We start from the raw sequence: 21416 nt of genomic DNA, 5'->3' as shown, positions 1-21416 counted from the left end.
GTTTTACACTATATTAATCATCCAATGATTATTTTACTTGCTAACCTCTCACACCTCAATAAACATTTCCGCTATAGGGACGTTTTCATATCGTATATTCCAGACATTCGTTCCTGACTTGAATATAGAAAAACTCCCCAAAATTTACTGATGAGGAGTTTGTGTTTCGATTACTTGTTTAATTATAAATCACGACCTCATGAGCATCGTTAAAACGAAGTTGATACGTTGCATCACCTAACTCGATATGGCCCGATTCCATTCCTGACCGTTCTTCATCATCTCCGCCACTCGTTACATCCCACTTGACACCATCATAGCTTTCTAACTGGCCTACACGATTCGCTTCGATCATCAGATCACGGTTTTCAGGAAGATAAAGAGATGTTGAAAAAGCTCCCTCGACGGCCCAATCTGCCATGATCGTTTTTGGCCTTAAAACGACATTTGATCCACGGGAAAGAACGTCAAGATCGACATCACTAGGAACAATTAATCGTGCTGACATGGACGAATGTGTATAACCGAGAACGTTGTCAACAGGCAGGTCTTTGAGCGTAACATACATTATATCGCCCCGTTCTTTTACAGTCACATATTCAGAGGCTTCGTTAAGCAACTCCTCATTCCTAGGTGAAACCGAAGCTCGATATGTCCCAAAAATGTGTAATTCCCGGTCCGCTGTACTCTCAATTGTCACATCGTCACGGTTTGTTTCAAATACAATACGTTCAATATGATCGGAAATCTGTTCTTCAAACGCTGGTAAATCATTCGTCACTTCCTGACTCGAAAGAGCAGCAGAAACTTTATCTGTAATACCAAGAGAAGTTACGACCGTAAAAATGATTGCAGCCGTTCCGAGAAAACCGATAAACAGAATGCTAAACACATCATATTTGAGATTGGACTCTTGTTTTCGCTGAAAAAAAAGAAATAGAAGGATCTCAAGCCCAAGAATAATTAAAATAACTGGCCACCATGATAATAATAGGACATATAGATCACTTTGCCCAAATGTTGCCACGAGCAGAAAAGCCCCAAGTAATAAAAGCGCACTTCCCATAGACACCGTTCCAACGCGCCATGTTCGCATCACTTTTCACTCCCTTTCGTTTTACTGCCTGAAATGAGTTTGAATCCGCCTGCGATCAGGATGAGGCTGACGACGATAATTTGAAAATACTCATAATACAGATGACTAATCTCAAACTGGAATAACTCAGTTAGTCTCGGGGCAAGTCCCGGAATAAATACGCGGTCTAACATAAAGTAGGAACCGAGTACGACGAAGCCAATCCCGAGCCAACGCTGGTGATTCATTAAGTATGGAATAACAGGCTTGTCGTCGACAGGTTCGTCTCCTTGGCGGCTCGCTTTTTGCAGACCATCGAAAAAGCTGTAAAACCATATAATCGGAATGAGGAAAATAAATACCCCTAGCCTGAGTAAATCTAAAATGTAAATCGAAAGGAGAAAAGCTGCCATAAGCTGAATCCCCCGTCGTTGATAACCAAGATACAAGTGACCCGCTCCAGGGAATATCGCTAGAAGCGTTGCAATCACTTTACTTTTTTGGCCATCTTCACGACGGCTTTCAAAGTCGTCTAGCAACGAACGATCTTCGAGCATCTCTCCACGCTGTTTTTTATTTAAGTGCTGTACTGCATCAAAAAAGCTGTACACCCAAACAACAGGTAAAAAGGCCATAAAAAGCAAGAATCCGTCTTGACGAGCGAGAAAGGCAACAAAAATGATCATGATCCCAGCTCCAATAAAAGCCGTTAAAAATGTAAACCCGCGATTCATTAAGCCAAGCTGAAAGTGCCCGACTCCAGGAATGAACGAAAGGACAATTGTAAAAAAGCGTTCAGATTCCGGTCGCTCTTGGGTCGTCCCATTACTAGGTGATTCTGTCTGGCCTCTACCGCGAGTACTCACGATCACCGTGTCGATAAAGCTGACAAGATAAAAAAATGCACCCGCTAAAACACCTAAGAGCAAAAGAAAGTAGTCATAGAAGTTAAACAATAATAAAAATAATACACCGGCTAATGGCAATACGGTCATGAAAAAGTAAAACATGCCGCGAAACAAATTCCCATAATAAAATTGACCACCGCCAGGAAAAAACGACAGTAAAAAAGCAACAACTGGATGCTTTCGATTCGTATTCATATGCTAATCCTCCTTATTTTTCTCGATTTGTATCTGAAAATGCTCGGTTAATAATTTGTTCGGTAATGGAAGGAGTTTCTTCAGAAACCGTTGATTGGTGTACGTCGTCAACGTAGTTCGTAATGGACTGAAACACCCCTGATGTCATGAGAACAATCGTTAATGTTGCTGCTAACACGTAATGAAAAACGGTTTGCTCATAAAATGGCCGCCTTCTTCTTATCGATTGAGAAATACCATGTTGTTTTTCAATACGACTTAACACCACATCCGTAAACTCATCATGATCACCGACATCCGGAAGCTGGTCGTTACTCTCTTCAATCACTTGCAAATATAAATCCATACATTCATCACAACCATACAAATGTTCCTCAAATTCTTGCTTCTTCGATTCAGAAAGTTCCTCATTTACGTATTGATGCCAATCCGCCTTCGATCGATGAGTCATGAAAAATCATCCTCCTTCCAATGTTCTCTCATCCATTTCCTTGCCCGATGGAGCTTTACACGCACCGACTTTTCATTAATTCCTTCCTCTTTGGAAAGCTGTTGAAAGCTCTTTTCTTCTATATAGTAGCCATACACGACATAGCGATAGTTCAACGGGAGATCATTTAGACGTTCTCGGACACGACTTCTCATTTCTTTATGTAGATACTCGCTTTCAACCGATTTTGAATCTGCAGTAACGAGCTCAAGCCTTATGTCCTCAGCAACCTCTTCCTTACGTCGATCCCGCTTCCGCTTTAAATCAATCGCATGGTTCACTGCGATCCGTGCCATCCATGTTTTTAAACCTTTTCCTTCATATTTCGGGAGAGAGGAGTAAATCTTAATAAACACTTCTTGTGCAGCATCTTCCGCATCTTTTTCATTTTTCAGCACCCCATAAGCCGTTTTAAAAATTAAGCTTCTGTACTTCTCAATGAGTATACGAAAGGCATGGTCATTGCCTTGTAAAATTTGTTTAATTAATGCTTCATCACGAATCTCTCTCCCCTCCTTTCGACCCGGCACTTTAATAGACGCATACCGTTAACGAGTTGACTACAGTTTTTTGAAAAAATTTTTTCTGATTATTGCACGGAGAACGTTTATCCGCTAACTAGAATCCTTCTAATTAATGGTAGTTTATTTAAGTAAATAATTTCCAAATGACATCATCTTTACTCCATCTACAATTGCTCATATTAAAAGAAGTACCACCGTAGTAACTTTAAGTGGTACTCTAGACGGGTATCTCTATTCGACTAGCTGTTTTTCGATGTGTTCCCGATGTTCATATATCCAAAGAAACATTGAAATGGAAGCACCATTATTAAAATATGACATATATATCGTTTGTATGGAGAACAGCACATACCAAACCAACTTCATTTCAAAACACTGTTAAGAATTTCGTTTTTTGTAGCTATTAAAGAGATCTCTTTCTACTATATGAATTTGCTAAGACATACTTATAAGCTTTTGTAGTTTAAAAGTAATTCAAGTCTATTCTTCACTCAAAATGATTTCTATCATTCTTTTGAGTTGGCCATCACCACTACTAGACAATAGATCATCTCTCGTTTTCCATACTTCGATGTCTGGATATAGTGATCGATCCAAATCAATTGAAGGGTCAGGACGGGTAAATTCTTTATGAGAAACGATGAGCGTAAATTCAGAATGAGGCAGATGGAAATGCAGTATATCCCCAAAGTTTGACGGTGCATTTCCAGTTGGCTGACCGACAATCGTCCCAAGTCCTGCATCATGGAACCTAACAGCGAACATATTTCCAGAACTATAGGTTGAAGGACCAACTAATACATATACATTTCCATCAAAAATGGGCTCCGACTTACTTACATGGCGACTCATAGGAGGAAAGGACTCAGTACCACTTTGCTTGCTATAACCTGCCTGTTCAGAGGCATCGATTGAATAACGAGTAGTCACTCCGAAATCGGGGACTGATTCGCCTGGCATATGGCTCAAAAACGAATTCACTACCGATGAGTTCCCGCCGCTATTTTCTCTTATATCAATGATGACCTTCTCTACACCTTTATGATCTATCTCCTCAAAAAACTTTTTTACACTCTGTTCATAGTCATCTGATACATTTGATTCATGCAAATAAAAATAGCCATAGCTAAGATCATTATGAATCGTCCAGCCAAACCAATCGTCACGATCTCGCTGCATTTCACTCAATAATTGCAGCTCCTCAGAGTGTACTAAATTAATTTCAGTCTGAGTGAGTTCGCCATTTGATGTTTCAACCGTTAATGGAACACGGTCATCCTTGATGATCGAAAGGCTTTCAAGATAAATTTCTTCCGTTAGGTCATTTTCAGCTTGCTTTTTCAGCCAATATTCATTTTCTGTAGAAATGACTTCTTCGAGCTCGATTAAAATTTCTTCAATCGATTTGTCCCCAATATGAGTGACTGCGTCCCCACGCTTTAGTTGGTCATCTAAACTGTCCAAGACAATCAGTCCATCTTTCGTCCACTCCCAATCGATCGGTATTTTCATGCTTTCGACTCCAGATGGATAAACTAGTGTATGAGAATCGCCTAGTTGACTAGTGAATTTTTTGAGGACGATTGCAAACTCACCGACAGACAACGGGGTTTCAAGTTCTGCTTTTGTATGTTTAACAAGCGCTTCCCAGCTTTCCCCTATATTCCTTTTAGGGTCAGGGTGGACATCAACGATTTTTTCAAGGAGATAATCAAAGTCCTCATGCATAACGTCAGTAGACAAGACATCATTCACATGTAAACGATCCATTTCTTCTATTTGACCAGCATCGAGTATTACCTGTTCGTGATCACTTTGACACCCAATAACCAAGCAAAAATTGACGACTAAAAAGCTAATCAATATGTATTTGTTCATCATTATTCTCCTATTAGATAATCTATTTTTGCTAAAAAGTGCAAAATAACACCTTTTAATTTTAACATAATTATCCAAATACAAGAGAGTTGAACATAAATCCATATATGATGTTTGAAAAATTTGGTTTATATTTAACCGAAACCTATTATTTGAATCAAATTCCTTCAACGGATTCTCTCATATTAGTTCTGCAAGAGGGAGCATAAATGTTTATCCTCGAAATTTTCGGTTTATCCTGTAAAAATATCGTTTTATCCGCGAAAATCCGCTGTTTATCCGCTAACTAGAATCATTCTCATTAACGGCAGTTCACTTAAGTGAATAATTTCCAAATAATGATAATGAGCACGAGCTGCCTTATTTATAGAAAAAAATCCCCACGCCCGCCAAAAGCAGGTCCCTTGGGGATGTAGTGCAATTACCTTACAGTAACTTTGTTACTTTGCATAGGTTGTACAACTCATGAATGCCGTGCACTTGGCATTGAATTCGGTAATTTAGCCCTGCGAGAGCTTCTTTCGTCATTTTTTTAGCCTGTTCCAAAGAGTGGTGTTCAATCGATTTGACAACGTCTGTCATATTTTCTAAGCCGTAAACTGTATGCCGCATTGCTCGAATGAGAAGGAGCTGACGAAGGTGTGTTTTTGTAAACATTCGATATCCATTTTCCGGATTCCGCTTCGGTGTGATTACACCTTCTTTTTCCCAATGTCGGATTGCTGACGGTGCAACATCTGTCAATTCTGCAACCTCGCCGATCGTCATCTCATCTTTAATCTTTTTCTCATCGATCGTCATCAGTTCTGGATGATAAAGTAGTTTTAATGCTTGATCAGCAATGACTTTTTCATGATGAAGGTCGGCTTGCTCTTTGTTGACAATCCACAACGCTTCATCCATTTCACCTTGTTGAATATGGTTGAGCACTTTGGATATGACCTGCATACTAAAACCAGGATACATGGCACGAATGCAGCGAAAATAAGCAAAATGCACCTCTGTATACAGCCGATATCCGCTTTCGGATCGTTCCGGAATTGGAATAATTCCCCAAGATTCATAGTGACGAAGCGCACTCGTACTAATATTTAATGATTTTGCAATGTCAATTGGTCTATAATACACACTGACTTCCCCCATTCCACTCTGAGCGATAAACAAAACTTAGCTATTCTCAGCAAGCGAATTGTTCTTGTCTAGATACGCTTATGCTTCCATGCAAGTCTTCGTTGACGTTACGTTTTATACATTTAAATCGTATAAAAAAAGATAGCTTCTAAATGTTAAGCCATCTCCCGATTGTTATTTGTGATATTTATATGGGTTTAAATATAAGGCAGCTATTATATACTATCTAATTTATCCTAGCAAGAGCGATAATCAACTCGTATGACTCTCAACTTCGACACCTAACTATTTTACGTTATAAGTTGTTCATCCTCAGTAATATCAAGTTCAACATAACCTTTATCTGAAGAAAAATCAACAGACGTTGTCAACAAGCATAAAATGATGGCAATAAAGGGATCAATCCATCACTTTAAAACCGAGATCCTCTCTCTCTTAACTACTATAGCGCTCCTTTCCGGTAATATTCTGCAGATAACTTATAATATTTTTCACTACTGATATTTTCGGCAAGTTCAAAATACATATCTCCAATGATTTTGTAGTCGTTCACTTGTTCATAATGCTCGATCGATTTTAAGTAATACTCTTCAAATCCTTTAAAGTCTTCTTTAATGTGCAATAGCTTGCCAAATATTCGATAGTATTTTGATAGCAGATTGGGATCATCAATATTTTCTACGCTTAACGACGTGTTTAATAGTGTTTGCTTTAAATTCTTAATTTGATCATTCTCAAGATAGATATCACAAAGTAATAGTTGGCATCTTGTTAATCCACTATCATCTCCAAGCGCTTTTTTTGCCTCAATGGTCTCCATTGTTAATTCTTTTGCTCTACTTTTTTCTCCAATTTGAAAATAAGAGTGAGCTAAATTATATTTAACTGCCGATTCTAACAATTCGTTAGGCGAGTATTGAAGTAACGCAATCGCTTTATGGTACCATTCGATCGCTTCCTCTTCTTCATCTATATCTGACAAGACATTCCCTAAATTAATATGAGTCTTTATTTGCCCATTCAAATCAACATTCTCACGATAAACTTTTAGAGCAGAGTAGAATGACTGACTCGCTTTATAAAACTCTTTTTGCACAGCATAGCTTGTACCAATGTTTTGATAAAGCCTGCCAAGCTCATCAAAGTATTTTTCAGTTGAAGCAATATCAATTGCCTTCTTAAAATACTCAACACTACTATCAATATTGTGTTTTAAGTACTCCATTACACCTCTTACCCTATGAAGAATCACAAGTGGGTACCCTTTATATGGTTCATCCTCTTCAAGGGAGGATTGAATCAATGATTCGACTTTTAGAAAATCTCTTTTTTGATACTCAATAAGGATGTAAACCGTATGAAGATATGGAGAAATTTCAGGGTGATTCATCGCCTCTACATAACATTTTTTTAGATCATTCAGCTGCTCTAATGCTTCTGCTGACTGCCCCTTCTCTATTAGCTGATAGATTGGTGAAAATTGATCTTTCAAATAGGAAACATCATTGCGTAAATCGTCACCGAGGAGATAATCAACTGATACATTTAACCTTTTTGCTAAATCTTCTGCAACATATTTCGGCAGTTTTTTATTATCACGCTCTATTTGTGAAATATATGAAATGGAAATAATCCCATCAGACAACTCTTCTTGAGTGAGACCTTTTTTGATCCTCAACATTTTAAGACGATATCCGATCATTACACCCGCCACCTTAAGTCTTTTATCCTATTATTATAATTGCAATGTACCATATATTGTAAAGGATTCTTTTGATCTATCTTTTAATACAGTGATTGAATACCGTATATATGTAGAAATTTTATCATGTTTGTCTAATAAATTGGATAAAGAATACATAACACATGACATAACTAAAGTCGCAATGATTATCCATAAAATTCTATATAGAGTACACCTTTTTTGAAAAGGAAATACACGACATTTGTCGAAGAAAGCACTAAGACATTTTCATAATCTAGGAGGGAAATGATGTTTATCGTAAACGTAGAAGGAGCCATCTTAAAAGACAGAAAATGGTTATTAATTAAGCGAAGTGAGAAGGAAGAACATGCTGGTGGTCAATTATCTCTTGTCGGTGGAAAAGTTGATGATGAAGGAAACTCAAGAGATATCTTAGAGCGCACATTGAAACGAGAAATTTTTGAGGAAGTTGGGATTGAAGTTGCAAATTTGCAGTACGTAAACAGTTCATCCTTTGTAACTGATACGGGCATCAAAGTCGTAGACATCGTTTTCCTTTGCGATCATAAATCAGGTGAACCTTACCCGAAGAGTCCAGATGAAGTCGATGACGTTGTTTGGTTGACAACAGATGAAATTGTTCACCACCCTGACTTTCCTGAGTACCTGAAAGAAAACGTAGAGCTTGCAGATCAGCTAGCTGCCCGACGTGCCACTTCTAGTTAGTTACTGTGTACATACAGGTAAAGGAGGTCGACCAAGTCTAGGTGGTAATCATGTTAAAAAAACATGACTCTAGTAGAAACGGGGAATTTCAAACATGAACAATCCAATTGTGATCAATATGTCTATTTCCAATCACGAAGTCCCTGATTTAAGGGAACTCGTTGGCTGGGGCAGACGTGAGCAAGACTACCCTGCCCTTTTTGAGCGATGTAATTTTTGGGCAGGTGCAAGAAACGAAAGAGGAAAACTAATCGCTTTCGGCTATGTTTGCGGGATGAGGTTAGAGCACGGCTATATGGAAGACATAATCATACATCCCGAATATCAACGAACAGGTATTGGCACTGCATTAGTAAAAGAACTTCTCAAAGAATCTGAACGATTCGGATTAAGTATCGTCACCGTCACATATGAGGCAAAACATACAATGTTTTATAAAAAGTGCGGCTTCACACCAGGATCTGGTGGAGTGTGGCAGACATAACTCATCTTTCTAACGACCATGGCTCGCAAATTCAGGTCGTTTTTTGTTGGAAAAGAGTGGAAAAACAAGCAAATCCATACTACACTAAATGATAAATCGATAAAGAAGGTATAAAAATGGAATTTATAAACGATAAAGTGATCTTCATTTCATTATTTATTCTCGTCATTCATTGCATCGAAACATTAGCTTATTCTGTTCGGATATCTGGAGCAAGAGTACGTTTAATTGCTTCAGCTTTGTCACTATTTAATTTAATGGTAATCATATCAAGAATGGCCAATATGATGCAGCAGCCCTTTACCGGGAGTTTAGTAGATGGCGCACCTAGTATAAATGCGCTTCAATTTGTTGAGAGTCAGTTTCGTGTCCTTATCGGAGCCTCAACTTTAGGAACCGTCGTAGGTGCCTTACTTTTACCCACCTTCATAGCCCTATTTTCTAGAGCAATCATTCACCTATCCAATACAAACGGCTCTATTATGCTACTCGTAAAAAGAGGGCTTTCAATCGAGTATTTAAAAAGAAGTTTCAATCACATTCACTTGCCTAAATTATCTTATTTAAAAGGGATGAATTTAAAAGACATTCCGATACAATTGTTTGTTATCAATATGCTCATAACATCTATTTATACGATCGGCGTCTTATCAGCACTGTATGCAGCATTAATTGCTCCTGATAGAGCTTCTACGGCCATTATGGCATCTGGACTCATTAACGGTATTGCAACGATCATGCTAGTTATTTTCATCGACCCGAAAATCTCAGTTCTTGCTGATAATGTCGTGAATAAAAAAGGCAGTTACTTGTCGTTAAAAAAGGTGTCCATCATGATGGTCTCGTCAAGATTATTAGGGACATTACTCGCTCAAATACTTTTTATACCAGGAGCAAAGTATGTCGCCTGGCTCACTCAGTTTATCGTTTAAACCTTATACTAGTCATTTTCAAATTCATCTCATTATGAAGGGAGCTTTCCGTAAATGAACCTTACTCTGGAGCAGAAATTCTTTATTGCTGGTGGTTTTTTCTTTTTAGCTTTTAGCTTGTTTTTGATTTACGGATCTATTACAACAGGGGATTTTTATGTAGGTCATGAGCTCGGTTTGCTAGCATCTTCTTATGTCCTTTTTTGCCTCGCATATCTCAACCCAAAATTAAGAGATAATGATGAACGTTCAAAAAGAATAAAAGAGCGAGGAATGTTCTTCAGTTTCTTTTTTATTTTCGGGTATATGATCATACTTATAGCTGGGTTCCAGCTCAGAATCATTCATCTGAATGGATATCAAACGGTTAGTTTGTTAATAGCATTAACAATGGTTACAGTATTTTCATCCTTTGTCATACTATCTAAACAGTATTAAACAACTGCAAGAATGAAGATATTCGCTCCTTCTGGAATAAAGCTTCACTGTGAAAATTCTCAGTTTATCACGCAAAAATGCTAGCTTCTCCGCAAAAAATCAGTTTTTATCCACTAACAAAAATCATTCTATATCATTTTAGCTAATCAGCTAATAGCAGCACGAATGAACAGCCATTGCTTCCATTCTATTCTCTTGTTATGATGATTTTAGGGTCTGCCCCTATTAACAGTCGCAAAAGGAGTTATCATGATGATTCACTTTATTCGTTATAGATAAGATCAGGTATAGACGACTCGAACGCCCTGCTAAAAAACAATGTGGCGAGGGTTTATTTGTCTATGCCTTTTTCATTTATCTAAAAACGAATGAATGAGGTGTTTCTTTTGCGTCCGAAACTGACAAAAAAATTAATGAATGCAAAATATGTAAAACAGCACGAATCGATGTTTACATGTCCAATATGTTATTCATCAATGAGAGTTGTTCTATTAAGCAGTCTGATATGTACAAATAATCATACGTTTGATTTTACGAAGCAAGGATATGTGAATTTGCTTCAAAACCAAGTAAAAACCAAGTATAGAAAAGATCTTTTTGAATCTCGAAGAAATCTTATCATAACTAGTCGTTTTTTCGCTCTATTAACTGAGGAAATCGCTCATATTATTAAACGACATACAGATAAGAAGGAATCTTTGACAGTCTTAGATGCTGGCTGTGGTGAAGGGTCTCACCTTATCACTATATGTAATAAGATCAATTCTCGTTTTTCCAAAATAACAAGAGCAGGAATCGATATTTCGAAAGAAGGGGTGCTCGTCGCTGCAAAACATTATCCGAATAATATTTGGTGTGTAGCTGACATTGCAGATCCTCCATTTAAAGCCAGTCAGTTTGATGTGATTTTAAATATTTTATCTCCTGCCAAATATGAAGCTTTCCAATCCTTACTAAAAGAGAATGGTCTCATTATAAAAGTCGTTCCTCAAAGTAACTATTTAAAGGAGCTGAGGGAAGCCATTCATGGTGATATAAAGAAAGATTATACAAACAATGAAACAGTTGAACGTTTTTATGAACATTTCTCGATAGTTGATCATTCACGGCTTCGATATACAATCGACTTGGAGCAATCATGTCTTGACTCACTCGTGAAAATGACACCATTATCTTGGACAGCAGCTACTGAACAAATAACTGCATTTACAAAGCTCGATTCATCCGAAATAACTGTTGATTTAAACCTATTAATTGGTCGAAAAACTAAATAAATATTTTTCGAGGCAGTCTCCATTAAGCGGGGCTGTCTTCTTTTTGTGTTGATTTTTCCGAAAATTCTATTTACAATTCGTATACTAAATGTTAGTATGCTAACTATGAAAAATCAGACAATTACATTCAACTGTTTAGCATTCCAACTAAGTTTAGCACGCAAAAAAGTTCTAAAATGGTATGAACATCAATTAGAAGATTTAGGATTAAACACTTCATACGTATATGTCATGGAGATACTTGACGAATTCGAGTCATCAAACTTATCATCGATTGCCGAAAAATTACAGTTGGAACGAGCAACTGTAAGCAATCTGCTTGGAAGAATGGAGAGAGATGAATTTATTATACGTTTGCCTGGACAGGAAAGGAGGTCCATAGAAGTTCATTTAACAAATAAAGGTAAACGAATATTAGACGAAGCACTGCCATTATTACAAAAAAGTGATCACCATTTAAATGATTTGTTAGACGGCAATTTGGAACGTATTAAGAAAGCGGCTGAAACGATCAATCAAAATCTATAAAGAGGAGAATTTAGATGAAAAAGTTTATAGTCAGCCTTTCACAAAAACAAAAAAGCCTTATGCCAGAAGAGCTTATTATGAACCATGTCACCTACTTAAAGTCTTTAAAAGAAAAAGGGGTTTTACCATTCTGCGGACCATGTACAGACGGAACAGCTCTCATGATTATTGATGCACCGTCATTTGAAATAGCAAAGGAATACGTGGAAGACGACCCTTTTTCTAAGATCAATTATTACAAAGATCGAAAAATCGTTGAAATCGAGGAAGCAACCGAAGACAACGAGTTTCTTCTGCAAGATGTATTATCTGAGTTACACAAGTTAGGATGATTTGATGATATCGATTGAACAAGCATCTGAAAAACACGTTGAAGGAATAATGGAAGTTTGTACAGATGGATACTGGGCTACATACGGAGAATCTTACCCTGAAGAATATCTCGAACGGATCGTCAATGAATTTTACAATAAAAAAAGAATTTTACACGAAGTAACTTTTCTAAGTAAGAAATGGGGCGGTTATTTCGTTGCCTTAGAAAACGGAATTGTACGAGGTGCTGGAGGCGGCGGGATGATAAGGGAACAAACCGGTGAGATTTTCGTTCTTTATATCAATCCTGAATGAAGAAACGAAGGCATCGGCTCAATGATTTTAGAGGCGATCACGAATCAGCAGATAAAGTTTGGTGCGAAAGAGCAATGGGTGTCTGTAAAAAAAGGAAATGGAAAAGGTATTCCATTCTATGAAGCAAAAGGCTTTACGTTCAAACACGAGCAAAAAAGTTTCGGAAATATCGATGAAGAAAATTACCTTTCATTAAGATATTGCCGAACGATCGATTAGTAGAGAACTAGATTCATACCTTCACGAAAAAGGAGATTACTCCCAATGGTTACAGCGCTCATCATATTTATCATCATCATTGTTGTCACTTTTCTTTATTTTTCCTTCGGCGGGCCAAAGCTTCCAAAAGAAACTGATGCGATCATTGACGACGTCTTAAACAGCTTATTAAAAACATTCTCTTGCATACGAGTCGTTCCAACAGAAAAAAATTTTCAAATCAAGATAGATGATCATAAAAATGTGCAAATTTTTGCAAATACTTAGTTTAAAAAAGAGTGGTCGCTTGGACCACCCTTTTACGAGTTGATACATTCTGCTTTGGGGTCAAATCGATGTTAGTCTATTGGAAACACCTCATTGCTCGTTCGTTTCTTTCCTTCAGAAGTGAATGTCGTTCATTAACTGTTCAACACAACCACCCCTCAGGTCATAGTAACGCCGAAACCCATACATCGTATCCACTCTTTTGAAGAAGGAATGTCTCACTCCTTCTCCGTTACTTAACATGCTCGATTTTGTATGTATTATGTATAACAAATGAACTTTGAGAAGCCGGCACCAGATTTATCCGTGAAAAAATCAGTTTATCACGCAAAAATTTCGATTTATCCGCGAAATTGAACATTTATCTGTTAACACGAATGACTCTAAAAAAATTCTCATGATTCTTTTCTACGATGTTAGGGCTCGCATCGTGATCACTACGATTTCGAGAGGAGAAATGAAATGACTCACCAAAAAGAAATAATTTATCATCATATGTCCGAAACGATCAAATGGGCGAAATCATTACAACGCTTACCTGAAAAACAGTGGCGCACGCCCATTGCTCCTAATAAATGGAGTCCAGCTGAAATTATCGGTCACTTTGTTCCGTGGGATGAATTTATTTTAATTAACCGTCTCCCTTTTCTATTCACGGATATACCACTTCCGAGCAGTCCCGCTCAACAAAAGGTAAACGACGAAGCTGCGTTTGAAAGCAGAAAGAACCCTCAAACAGTGACGATAAAGAAATTTATCCAATCGAGACAGAAACTATTGCAAGCCATTAAAGATCTTGACAATGACGTGTGGACGAAGGAATTGTCCATCGGTAATTCGACATTGACATTATATGAGTACTTTTCAGGATTAGCAAAACATGATTTGCACCACTTTCGCCAAATTCAACATGCTCACCCTATTACAATTGACTGGGAGATTAATCGATAAAAGTTACTTCCAAATGTTGGAGAGCGGTAATATGATATATTTTAATATTTTGATTGTCAATAACCTGAAAGGAGCCTTTCATATGAACCCTATTCTATTGGATTTTCCTCATGAATTCGAAACAGACCGTTTGCTCATTCGAATGCCGAAGCCTGGCGATGGAAAAACGGTATATGACGCAATTAAAGCATCATCTTCAGAACTAAAACGTTGGCTCCCCTTTGCCTATAAAGGACAATCAGAGGAAGAAACCGAAATCAATATTCGTGAAGCGCATAGTCAATTTTTAAAACGTGAAGATTTACGCTTGCTTATTTTTCATAAAGACACCGGACAATTTATTGGTACATCTGGCCTTCACCGTATCAATTGGGACGTTCCGAAATTTGAAGTCGGCTATTGGATTGATTCTCGTTTCAGTGGAAATGGCTATATAACCGAGGCTGTTGAAGGAATTACTCAGTTTGCATTTCACGAACTGAAAGCAAAACGTATTGAGATTTGCTGCGATTCGAAGAACACGAAAAGCCGAGCGATTCCTGAAAGATTGGGGTTCCAATTGGAAGGGATTTTACGAAATGATGACCTTTCTGTCGATGGCAGTGAATTGAGAGATACGTGTATATATGCAAAAGTGGAACAATAAGTATCCGCCCGTAAAACGGGCGGTTCACCCTATAAGGGCACTTTACGGCTAGAGTCCCTTAAGGGACCTTATTTAATTTGGTCCGTGTCAAAAGTTTTTCGAGGATATCTCTTTTCATAATCATACAGAATTCGACATCGCTATAGGCGAGCGCTTTCACTCCCAAGCACAAGTGCGACATCTACTCGTGCTGCACTTCGTTTGCATTCGTAGTGTCTTCTTTGCAGCGGACAATGCCTCAACTTCCTAGGTAGTATACCTTCCAGCTATTCGTTACTTTTAATGAGATTTCACGAATACAACCCTTAAAGGATTATTTTCACACAGGCAGAGCCTGTGGTTTACAAAGAATACAATGAACAAGTCGGCTCAACCTTTTGACCATAAGGTACTGTCGTTATATGAACATCGACTCTCTCTCCACCACGGACAATATCTAATGCTAGATCTTTACCCGCACCGATTTCGGTCACGATCGATTCAAGTTCATCATAGCTGTTCACTTCTGTACCGTTAAGTGAAAGAATAATATCACCGACTTTTATTTTTCCATCTCCCGGCGTATCTTTAACTACTTTTACAACTTTTACACCTTCAGATTCTGCACTTCTATGATATACTCCGATCCAGCTGATCCAAAATGTTTGCCTAATATCTCCTTGACTTTCAAGTACACTTTTGAAGTTTTTCAAAAACTGGTACGTACCGAAAGCCATGTTTTCCATCTCCATAATCCCAATATCCCCTGACCATAAGCCAGTATATTCAATCGTAACGAGACTGCCATTATTCTGAGGAGTAATGGTCCAAATTGTCAGGGCATCACCAGATCCTTGTATGACAAGTCGTTCATTTTCAACAACTTCGGTTATCGTTCCGCTATAATCAACTCCCCAGCCATAATCAAGCTCGATCTTCCCACCTACTCTCAAGTCGATCTCACACTTATTCGTTTCCCATTTATTTCGTTCACTAGGGATTATTAAAGCTTGCCAAACTCTTTTAGGTGATACTTGAATAAAGATCTCTTTCTTTACTGATTCATATGTCGTCATTGATCATCATCCTCTTCCAAATAGTCTTTTAAATTTGTTAACTTACGGTCTAATATGTTCCCTAACTCCATTTGCAGCTTACGAAAATGTACATCAAACACGGCTTGATTTAATTTGTAATAGCAAAATTTCCCCTCCCGTCTTTCCTTGATTAAATCTTCTTCTTTTAAAATTTTTATATGTTTAATGATTGCAGGCTGAGAAATTGAAAAACAGCTGACAATTTCCTTTTGTGTATATTCTTTCTGTGCTGTCATAAGCAAGATTTTTCGTCTAACCGGATCTGCAATTGCACGATAGATGTCTGTCATAAATGCCTCACCTTCATATAACCTTTTAGTTATACATAAAACTTACCAATATTTAACTCTCCCGTCAAGTTGTTTTACAGAAATTTTAAACATTTACCATACCGAAAAAAGGAAAATAAAGGAGATCGACGAATGTGTAATTACAGAGTGATGCATATGGTGGAGACCATTGAAATAACTGAAACAAATTGAAACGTGATATGGTGTCTTACTCCTTATGGCGTATTTACCGTCGTCTATGAAGGGCAAATCATCACTTATCATCCAGTATCTTACGCTATTGAGAAATAAATTAGAAAGGAAAAGTGAAATGGAAAAAAGATCCTTCGTTGAAAACGATAAGTGGATAATTGAAGATTATTTAGAAGTGGATGATAAAGCAGTAGTTCGGTACACAGGGTATATGACCTATGCTGGAGGATGGTACGATATCCCTTCTATGCATCAACGGGTAAAGGAAACCGGAATCATGATTATCCGTTTTCAAGATGGAAAAATGAAAGAAATGTGGTGTGAAATGAGTGACCTGAATGTGATGCTCCAACTTCGGCCTTTTAAGTAAATCCCCATTTAGATGCTACCTTTTAGCTTAACATCGATTTAATGAACCGTTGGACTTCTCCCTTAAACAGCATACATATGGAGTGGGTTGTATGATAAAGAAAACAGTGTTGATAAGTGTAATTGCAGTAGCATTTGTCGCTGTCCTGTTATTCGCTTTTCAACAACTAAATGAAAAACAAAAATACGAAACGTATTTATCCCAGGAATTAATTAATGAAGTATCAAGGTTATCATGGGCGACTGTCACAAACGGATATTTGTTAAGAGACGCAATTAGAGATCAACAATTATCACGAGAAGATATCGAGTTCATTCAATCAAAGTATTCTTCGATAGCTCAATCTGGAAGATTTATAACAGATCTCTCCCGTACACTTGGAGTCATCGATACTTCTGACTATCGGATTCATCCTTATCCTTATTTCATGGCAACAGAGTTTGACCGTTATTTAAAGAAATTAAAAAACAGCTTTGAAAATGGAGAATCCCTAGAACTAAATGAGGAGCAGCTAGATTATTTCGAAAGGATGAAAGAGGTCAATGATGTTTGGACAGAAGCACTTATCACTCATCTTCATGGTGTCCAAATTCCACCGAAACACACCCGATATGGAGATATTACAAACGATAATTTTAAAGTTACAACAAGAGTTTATTGGAATACGTATAGAGGAAATTTCATTAAAAACCAAGATTGGATCGATATGTTAGAACAAAAACAGAGAGAGTCGAAGCCATTCATAAGTGATTTATTGACCATACCCTAGTAATAGTAAAAGCTGTCCTATTAGGTCTAACACTTGATTGCGGACAGCTTTTCTACCTATTGAATTAACAATTTCATAAAGTCTTCGTGCGTTTTCGCTTTGATTAGATGCTGGACGATCGTGCTGTTTTCAATAATCTTTCCTAAAAGATCATACATTGCTTGTAAGTCTTCTTCACTGTCCTTCGCCACAGATAGTAAACCAATAAATTGGACGGGTTTATCCTCCCACATAATCGGTTTTTCTACTGTACAAATCGTTAAAAATGTCTGATTAGATTGCGGTTTAATAGGATGAGGAATCGCTACTAAATTTCCAAATGAAGTTGGGGCAACCGCCTCTCTCTCATATACAGCATCAAGAAATGCTTCATCTACAAGACGTCTTTGCAGCAGCTCGTCATATAGGAATTCTAACGCTTCTTCTTTTGACTTAAATCGTTTTCTAAGAAACATTAAATCTTTTCTTAAGAAATCATACACATCTTCCTGGTGATCGATAATAATTTTTTCGATTTTCCCTAAATCACTTTCTCCTACGATCGCATTTACCTCGACTACTGGAACTGGTAAAGTCTCATGAATTGGAATGGAACTGACGATAAAATCAATATCATGCAAATCGTATTGGTTTAATTTATAATATTCTGTCGTGCCGACGACTTCTAAATTTCTTCCGAATTGCGACTTTAACTTGTAATAAATTAATTGAGCCGTCCCGAGCCCAGATGCACACACGATCAAACATCGATTTGGAGCGGCTTTCAACTTTCTTCGTTCAATCGCTGCACCGATATGAAGAGCAAGATACCCGATTTCATTTTCATCGATTTTTGTTTCGGTCTCCTTTTCGATTACCAGTCCTGCTAATATCGCTGCTTCAAACGCTAACGGATAATTTTTTTTAATATCTTCGAGCATCGGATTTCTAATGTTCATACCATATTTATATCGGTTAATAGCCGGCTTCAAATGCAAAGTTAAGCCGAATATAAGCTCTTTATCTTTTTTAACCCCTAAATGCAATTCCTTTTCGATTTTCTCAAGTGCTGAGGTTACTAAGTTCGAAACCTTCTCGTCCAGCACGTGATCAACAAGCTCATTCGACTGGGAAACCATTTTCGTCCCTAGCAAATGAATGGCAATATAGATTACTTCTTGTTCAGGAAAATCGACATTGAAGACCTCTTCAACTTCCTGAACGATCTCTTTTGCAACTTCATACTCCCGCTGCTCACTAACTTCCTGCATGTCTGCTTTGTATAACGTGACATGATGCCCGCTTACAATCCTCTTATATGCAATCGCAATATGAATTAATAAATTATTTAAAGCAATATCGGATAGCGAAATCTGATGTGATTTGATTCGCTTCATAATAATCGCTAATATCGCATCTAGTGTTTTCTGAGAGATTGATGCTAATTGAGCATCTCCCCATTGGTCGTTACGATTAAATATATGTTCAGCCATGCAAAAACGAAGTTTCAATTCGTTTCCAGTCACTTTCAAACCGTAATTCGGACGTGATTCTATACGAATATCATACTTATCAAGAATCGTTTTGACCTGCTTCATGTCGTTTTGAATTGTCGGCTTGCTAATATACATTTCATCTGCTAAATCATCAAGCTTCAAATAATCTTCACTTAATAGAAGCCGCTTGATTAAATACAATATCCGTTCTTCAGGTGACTTCGGGGTAACATCAGCCCCCGAATCATCATGAGAAATACTTTTTAAAAACTGACGGAATTTCTGATCATCCTGAATATCAAGTTCATATCCCTTGCCCATCACAGAAGAAACCTCAGCGCCATGCTCATTCAAGATTTTATCAAGATGTTTGATATCGTCTCTCATCGTTCGTACGGTAATTTGATTGACATTTGCGAGATAAGCTCCTGTTAATGGTGTTTCAGCGATCATTAATTCACGTAATATCGATTTCATTCGGGAGTTTAACATCTTGCTTCTTCTCCTTACCCTGTTAAGCTTCTACACTTTTGACACTAAGCTTAGTAAAAACTAGGTGGACATTCGACCCGCTATTGTCCTCTTAACCCTTACAATGAGAGTTTGTCTGACTCACATTCCACTATAATGCGATTATAAAATATTTTTTTTAGTATTTTTCACAAAATAGCTGATCTGATGTCCTGAAGCTCGTAAATAATGGCGATTTATATGCAAATAACGGCTCCTATGTCCGCTAAAATCGAGAAATATAGTCAGAGGCGACCATCATGATCGCTTAATCTGAGATTGTGATCATTTTTACAATACTACAAGTTTGCTCAAACTCAAACAAATTGTTGAAAAAGGTTCTGGCTAAACCGGAGCCAGAACCTTCCTAATCGTTATACTGAAGATGCGAAAAACTGCGGGAGATCTTTTTTATGCACTTCTAGCATTTCATCCAAGATTTCCTTTGCAACTGTATCAGACGGAACTAAAGGATTAATCGTCATCGCTAGCAATGCTTGATGATAATCGCCAGTTACCGCTGCCTCAGCTGCTACTCTTTCAAATGATTTGATCTGTTGGACGAGTCCTCTGACAGCAACAGGTAACTCCCCAACATTTATCGGTTTCGGACCCTCTTTTGTAATGATACAGTTCACTTCAACAGCTGAATCAGCTGGGATGCCTGTAATTGCCCCATTATTTTTAACGTTGACTGGTTGAATATCACGTTTATCATTATAGATCGAATGAATTAAACGGCAAGCAGCATCACTATAATAAGCCCCGCCTCGTTCTTCTAATTGCGGCGGTTTAATAGCTAAGTTCGGATCACTGTACAAGTCAAACAATTCACTTTCTAATTGTTGAACCACTTTAGCACGTGTCCCTTTTTCTTTCAAATCTTCTTGCTCTTGTTCAAGCATTTTGCTCGTTTGATAATAATATCGATGATATGGACAAGGCAAGACATTCAATGCTTTAATAAACTCTTTCTCCCAGCCTAGGTCTACGATGTTTTTCATCGTCATTCCTGCACCGCTTGAAAGCAAGTCTAGTACTTTATTCGTGACGATTTCACCATCTAAATACACTTCTAACCCATAGACCATATGGTTTAACCCAGCAAAATCAATGTGTACGCGGTCCGCTTCAACGTCAAGCAGCTCAGCAACGCCCATATGCATACCAATCGGGACATTACATAGACCAACTGTTTTCGTAATATTGCTGTAGCGAAGGACTGCTTCCGTCACCATTCCAGCAGGGTTTGAAAAGTTAATGAGCCATGCATCTGGACACAATTGTTCGATATCCTTGCATATATCCAATATAACTGGGATCGTGCGTAACCCCTTCAACAATCCACCTGGACCATTCGTTTCTTGACCAATAACGCCATACTTCAGAGGAATTTCTTCATCTTTTGCTCTTGCTTCTAATAGACCGACACGAATTTGCGTCGTAACAAAGTCAGCTCCTGGCAACGCTTCCTTTCGATCCAATGATAAATGGATGTCAATTGGTACTCCAGCTTTTTTTACCATTCGCTTTGCAAGAGCTCCTACCGTTTCAAGCTTTTCTTTCCCCTCAGGAATATCGACTAACCAAAGCTCACGGACAGGCAGCTCATCATATCGCTGGATGAACCCTTCTATTAGTTCTGGTGTATAACTTGAACCTCCGCCGATCGTCACAATTTTAATTCCAGTCATGCAACTTCCCCCTATCTGAGCGGTGACTTTTTACTTCGTCTA

At 37.8% G+C, this 21416-nt stretch carries 25 protein-coding genes; 14 read left to right on the top strand and 11 right to left on the bottom strand.

Features of this window, described 5'->3' with window-relative positions:
* Positions 1-178: 178 nt before the first annotated feature.
* The 7 genes from CD001_RS05545 to CD001_RS05515 all read right to left on the bottom strand — a co-directional run bounded on the left by CD001_RS05545 (position 179) and on the right by CD001_RS05515 (position 7903).
* Complete coding sequence (locus CD001_RS05545) at positions 179-1096, bottom strand: hypothetical protein (protein ID WP_096186567.1); 918 nt, start codon at positions 1094-1096, stop codon at positions 179-181.
* Positions 1096-2178, bottom strand: a complete 1083-nt coding sequence (locus CD001_RS05540; RefSeq protein ID WP_096186566.1) for a hypothetical protein — start codon at positions 2176-2178, stop codon at positions 1096-1098. The genes CD001_RS05545 and CD001_RS05540 overlap by 1 nt, the downstream gene beginning before the upstream one ends.
* Positions 2179-2191: 13 nt before the next feature.
* Positions 2192-2629, bottom strand: a complete 438-nt coding sequence (locus CD001_RS05535) for an anti-sigma factor family protein (RefSeq protein WP_096186565.1) — start codon at positions 2627-2629, stop codon at positions 2192-2194.
* Entirely contained in the window at positions 2626-3198 is a 573-nt protein-coding gene (locus CD001_RS05530) for an RNA polymerase sigma factor (protein WP_096186564.1), read from the bottom strand. Before CD001_RS05530 ends, CD001_RS05535 begins: the two co-directional genes overlap by 4 nt.
* 474 nt (positions 3199-3672) lie before the next feature.
* On the bottom strand, positions 3673-5070 hold the full coding sequence (locus CD001_RS05525) for a S41 family peptidase (RefSeq protein ID WP_179298613.1): 1398 nt from the start codon (positions 5068-5070) through the stop codon (positions 3673-3675).
* A 426-nt stretch (positions 5071-5496) separates the two neighbouring features.
* Positions 5497-6213: a MerR family transcriptional regulator gene (locus tag CD001_RS05520; RefSeq protein ID WP_096186562.1), complete on the bottom strand. Its 717-nt coding sequence runs from the start codon at positions 6211-6213 to the stop codon at positions 5497-5499.
* Between the two features lie 430 nt (positions 6214-6643).
* Complete coding sequence (locus tag CD001_RS05515) at positions 6644-7903, bottom strand: helix-turn-helix domain-containing protein (protein WP_096186561.1); 1260 nt, start codon at positions 7901-7903, stop codon at positions 6644-6646.
* A gap of 291 nt (positions 7904-8194) precedes the next feature.
* Here CD001_RS05515 and CD001_RS05510 point away from each other — a divergent pair, with 291 nt between their 5' ends.
* The 12 genes from CD001_RS05510 to CD001_RS05460 all read left to right on the top strand — a co-directional run bounded on the left by CD001_RS05510 (position 8195) and on the right by CD001_RS05460 (position 14998).
* Positions 8195-8632: an NUDIX hydrolase gene (locus CD001_RS05510; protein ID WP_096186560.1), complete on the top strand. Its 438-nt coding sequence runs from the start codon at positions 8195-8197 to the stop codon at positions 8630-8632.
* Between the two features lie 94 nt (positions 8633-8726).
* Positions 8727-9116 carry a GNAT family N-acetyltransferase gene (locus CD001_RS05505; protein ID WP_096186559.1) on the top strand — a complete coding sequence of 130 codons (390 nt, stop codon included), beginning with the start codon at positions 8727-8729 and terminating at the stop codon, positions 9114-9116.
* Between the two features lie 116 nt (positions 9117-9232).
* Positions 9233-10048: a lipid II flippase Amj family protein gene (locus CD001_RS05500; RefSeq protein WP_096186558.1), complete on the top strand. Its 816-nt coding sequence runs from the start codon at positions 9233-9235 to the stop codon at positions 10046-10048.
* A gap of 54 nt (positions 10049-10102) precedes the next feature.
* On the top strand, positions 10103-10486 hold the full coding sequence (locus tag CD001_RS05495; protein WP_096186557.1) for a hypothetical protein: 384 nt from the start codon (positions 10103-10105) through the stop codon (positions 10484-10486).
* Between the two features lie 386 nt (positions 10487-10872).
* Complete coding sequence (locus CD001_RS05490; protein ID WP_257009714.1) at positions 10873-11760, top strand: putative RNA methyltransferase; 888 nt, start codon at positions 10873-10875, stop codon at positions 11758-11760.
* Between the two features lie 105 nt (positions 11761-11865).
* The gene (locus CD001_RS05485; protein WP_179298612.1) at positions 11866-12288 is read left to right on the top strand and encodes a MarR family winged helix-turn-helix transcriptional regulator; all 423 of its coding nucleotides are present in this window, start codon (positions 11866-11868) and stop codon (positions 12286-12288) included.
* Positions 12289-12302: 14 nt separating this feature from the next.
* Positions 12303-12620, top strand: a complete 318-nt coding sequence (locus CD001_RS05480) for a YciI family protein (protein ID WP_096186555.1) — start codon at positions 12303-12305, stop codon at positions 12618-12620.
* A gap of 4 nt (positions 12621-12624) precedes the next feature.
* Positions 12625-12915: a hypothetical protein gene (locus CD001_RS27140; RefSeq protein ID WP_306454057.1), complete on the top strand. Its 291-nt coding sequence runs from the start codon at positions 12625-12627 to the stop codon at positions 12913-12915.
* Positions 12916-12936: 21 nt separating this feature from the next.
* A complete protein-coding gene (locus CD001_RS27135) occupies positions 12937-13134 on the top strand; it encodes an N-acetyltransferase (protein ID WP_306454056.1) in 198 nt (65 codons plus the stop codon).
* Positions 13135-13179: 45 nt separating this feature from the next.
* Positions 13180-13401: a hypothetical protein gene (locus tag CD001_RS05470; protein ID WP_096186554.1), complete on the top strand. Its 222-nt coding sequence runs from the start codon at positions 13180-13182 to the stop codon at positions 13399-13401.
* A 462-nt stretch (positions 13402-13863) separates the two neighbouring features.
* Positions 13864-14352: a DinB family protein gene (locus CD001_RS05465; protein WP_096186553.1), complete on the top strand. Its 489-nt coding sequence runs from the start codon at positions 13864-13866 to the stop codon at positions 14350-14352.
* Positions 14353-14434: 82 nt separating this feature from the next.
* A complete protein-coding gene (locus CD001_RS05460) occupies positions 14435-14998 on the top strand; it encodes a GNAT family N-acetyltransferase (RefSeq protein ID WP_096190499.1) in 564 nt (187 codons plus the stop codon).
* Between the two features lie 341 nt (positions 14999-15339).
* Here CD001_RS05460 and CD001_RS05455 read toward each other — a convergent pair whose 3' ends face one another.
* Positions 15340-16053 (bottom strand): SRPBCC family protein, encoded by a 714-nt coding sequence (locus CD001_RS05455; RefSeq protein ID WP_096186552.1) that lies wholly within the window; start codon positions 16051-16053, stop codon positions 15340-15342.
* Positions 16050-16364, bottom strand: coding sequence for a metalloregulator ArsR/SmtB family transcription factor (locus CD001_RS05450; protein ID WP_096186551.1), 315 nt, complete (start codon positions 16362-16364; stop codon positions 16050-16052). The genes CD001_RS05455 and CD001_RS05450 overlap by 4 nt, the downstream gene beginning before the upstream one ends.
* Before the next feature lie 310 nt (positions 16365-16674).
* Between CD001_RS05450 and CD001_RS05445 the strand changes: the two genes are divergently transcribed.
* Positions 16675-16926 carry an ester cyclase gene (locus tag CD001_RS05445; protein WP_179298611.1) on the top strand — a complete coding sequence of 84 codons (252 nt, stop codon included), beginning with the start codon at positions 16675-16677 and terminating at the stop codon, positions 16924-16926.
* A 91-nt stretch (positions 16927-17017) separates the two neighbouring features.
* The gene (locus CD001_RS05440) at positions 17018-17695 is read left to right on the top strand and encodes a hypothetical protein (protein WP_096186549.1); all 678 of its coding nucleotides are present in this window, start codon (positions 17018-17020) and stop codon (positions 17693-17695) included.
* A gap of 56 nt (positions 17696-17751) precedes the next feature.
* On the opposite strand, the gene CD001_RS05435 is transcribed toward CD001_RS05440, so the two are convergent.
* Positions 17752-19662 (bottom strand): BglG family transcription antiterminator, encoded by a 1911-nt coding sequence (locus CD001_RS05435; protein ID WP_096186548.1) that lies wholly within the window; start codon positions 19660-19662, stop codon positions 17752-17754.
* A gap of 392 nt (positions 19663-20054) precedes the next feature.
* Positions 20055-21374: a 6-phospho-beta-glucosidase gene (locus tag CD001_RS05430; protein ID WP_096186547.1), complete on the bottom strand. Its 1320-nt coding sequence runs from the start codon at positions 21372-21374 to the stop codon at positions 20055-20057.
* Between the last annotated feature and the right edge of the window lie 42 nt (positions 21375-21416).

The organism is Evansella halocellulosilytica (assembly GCF_002335745.1).
GTDB lineage: Bacteria > Bacillota > Bacilli > Bacillales > Salisediminibacteriaceae > Bacillus_CA > Bacillus_CA halocellulosilytica.
The sequence above is the reverse complement of the archived record's forward strand: the minus strand, read 5'-3'. Positions and strand labels throughout refer to the sequence as shown.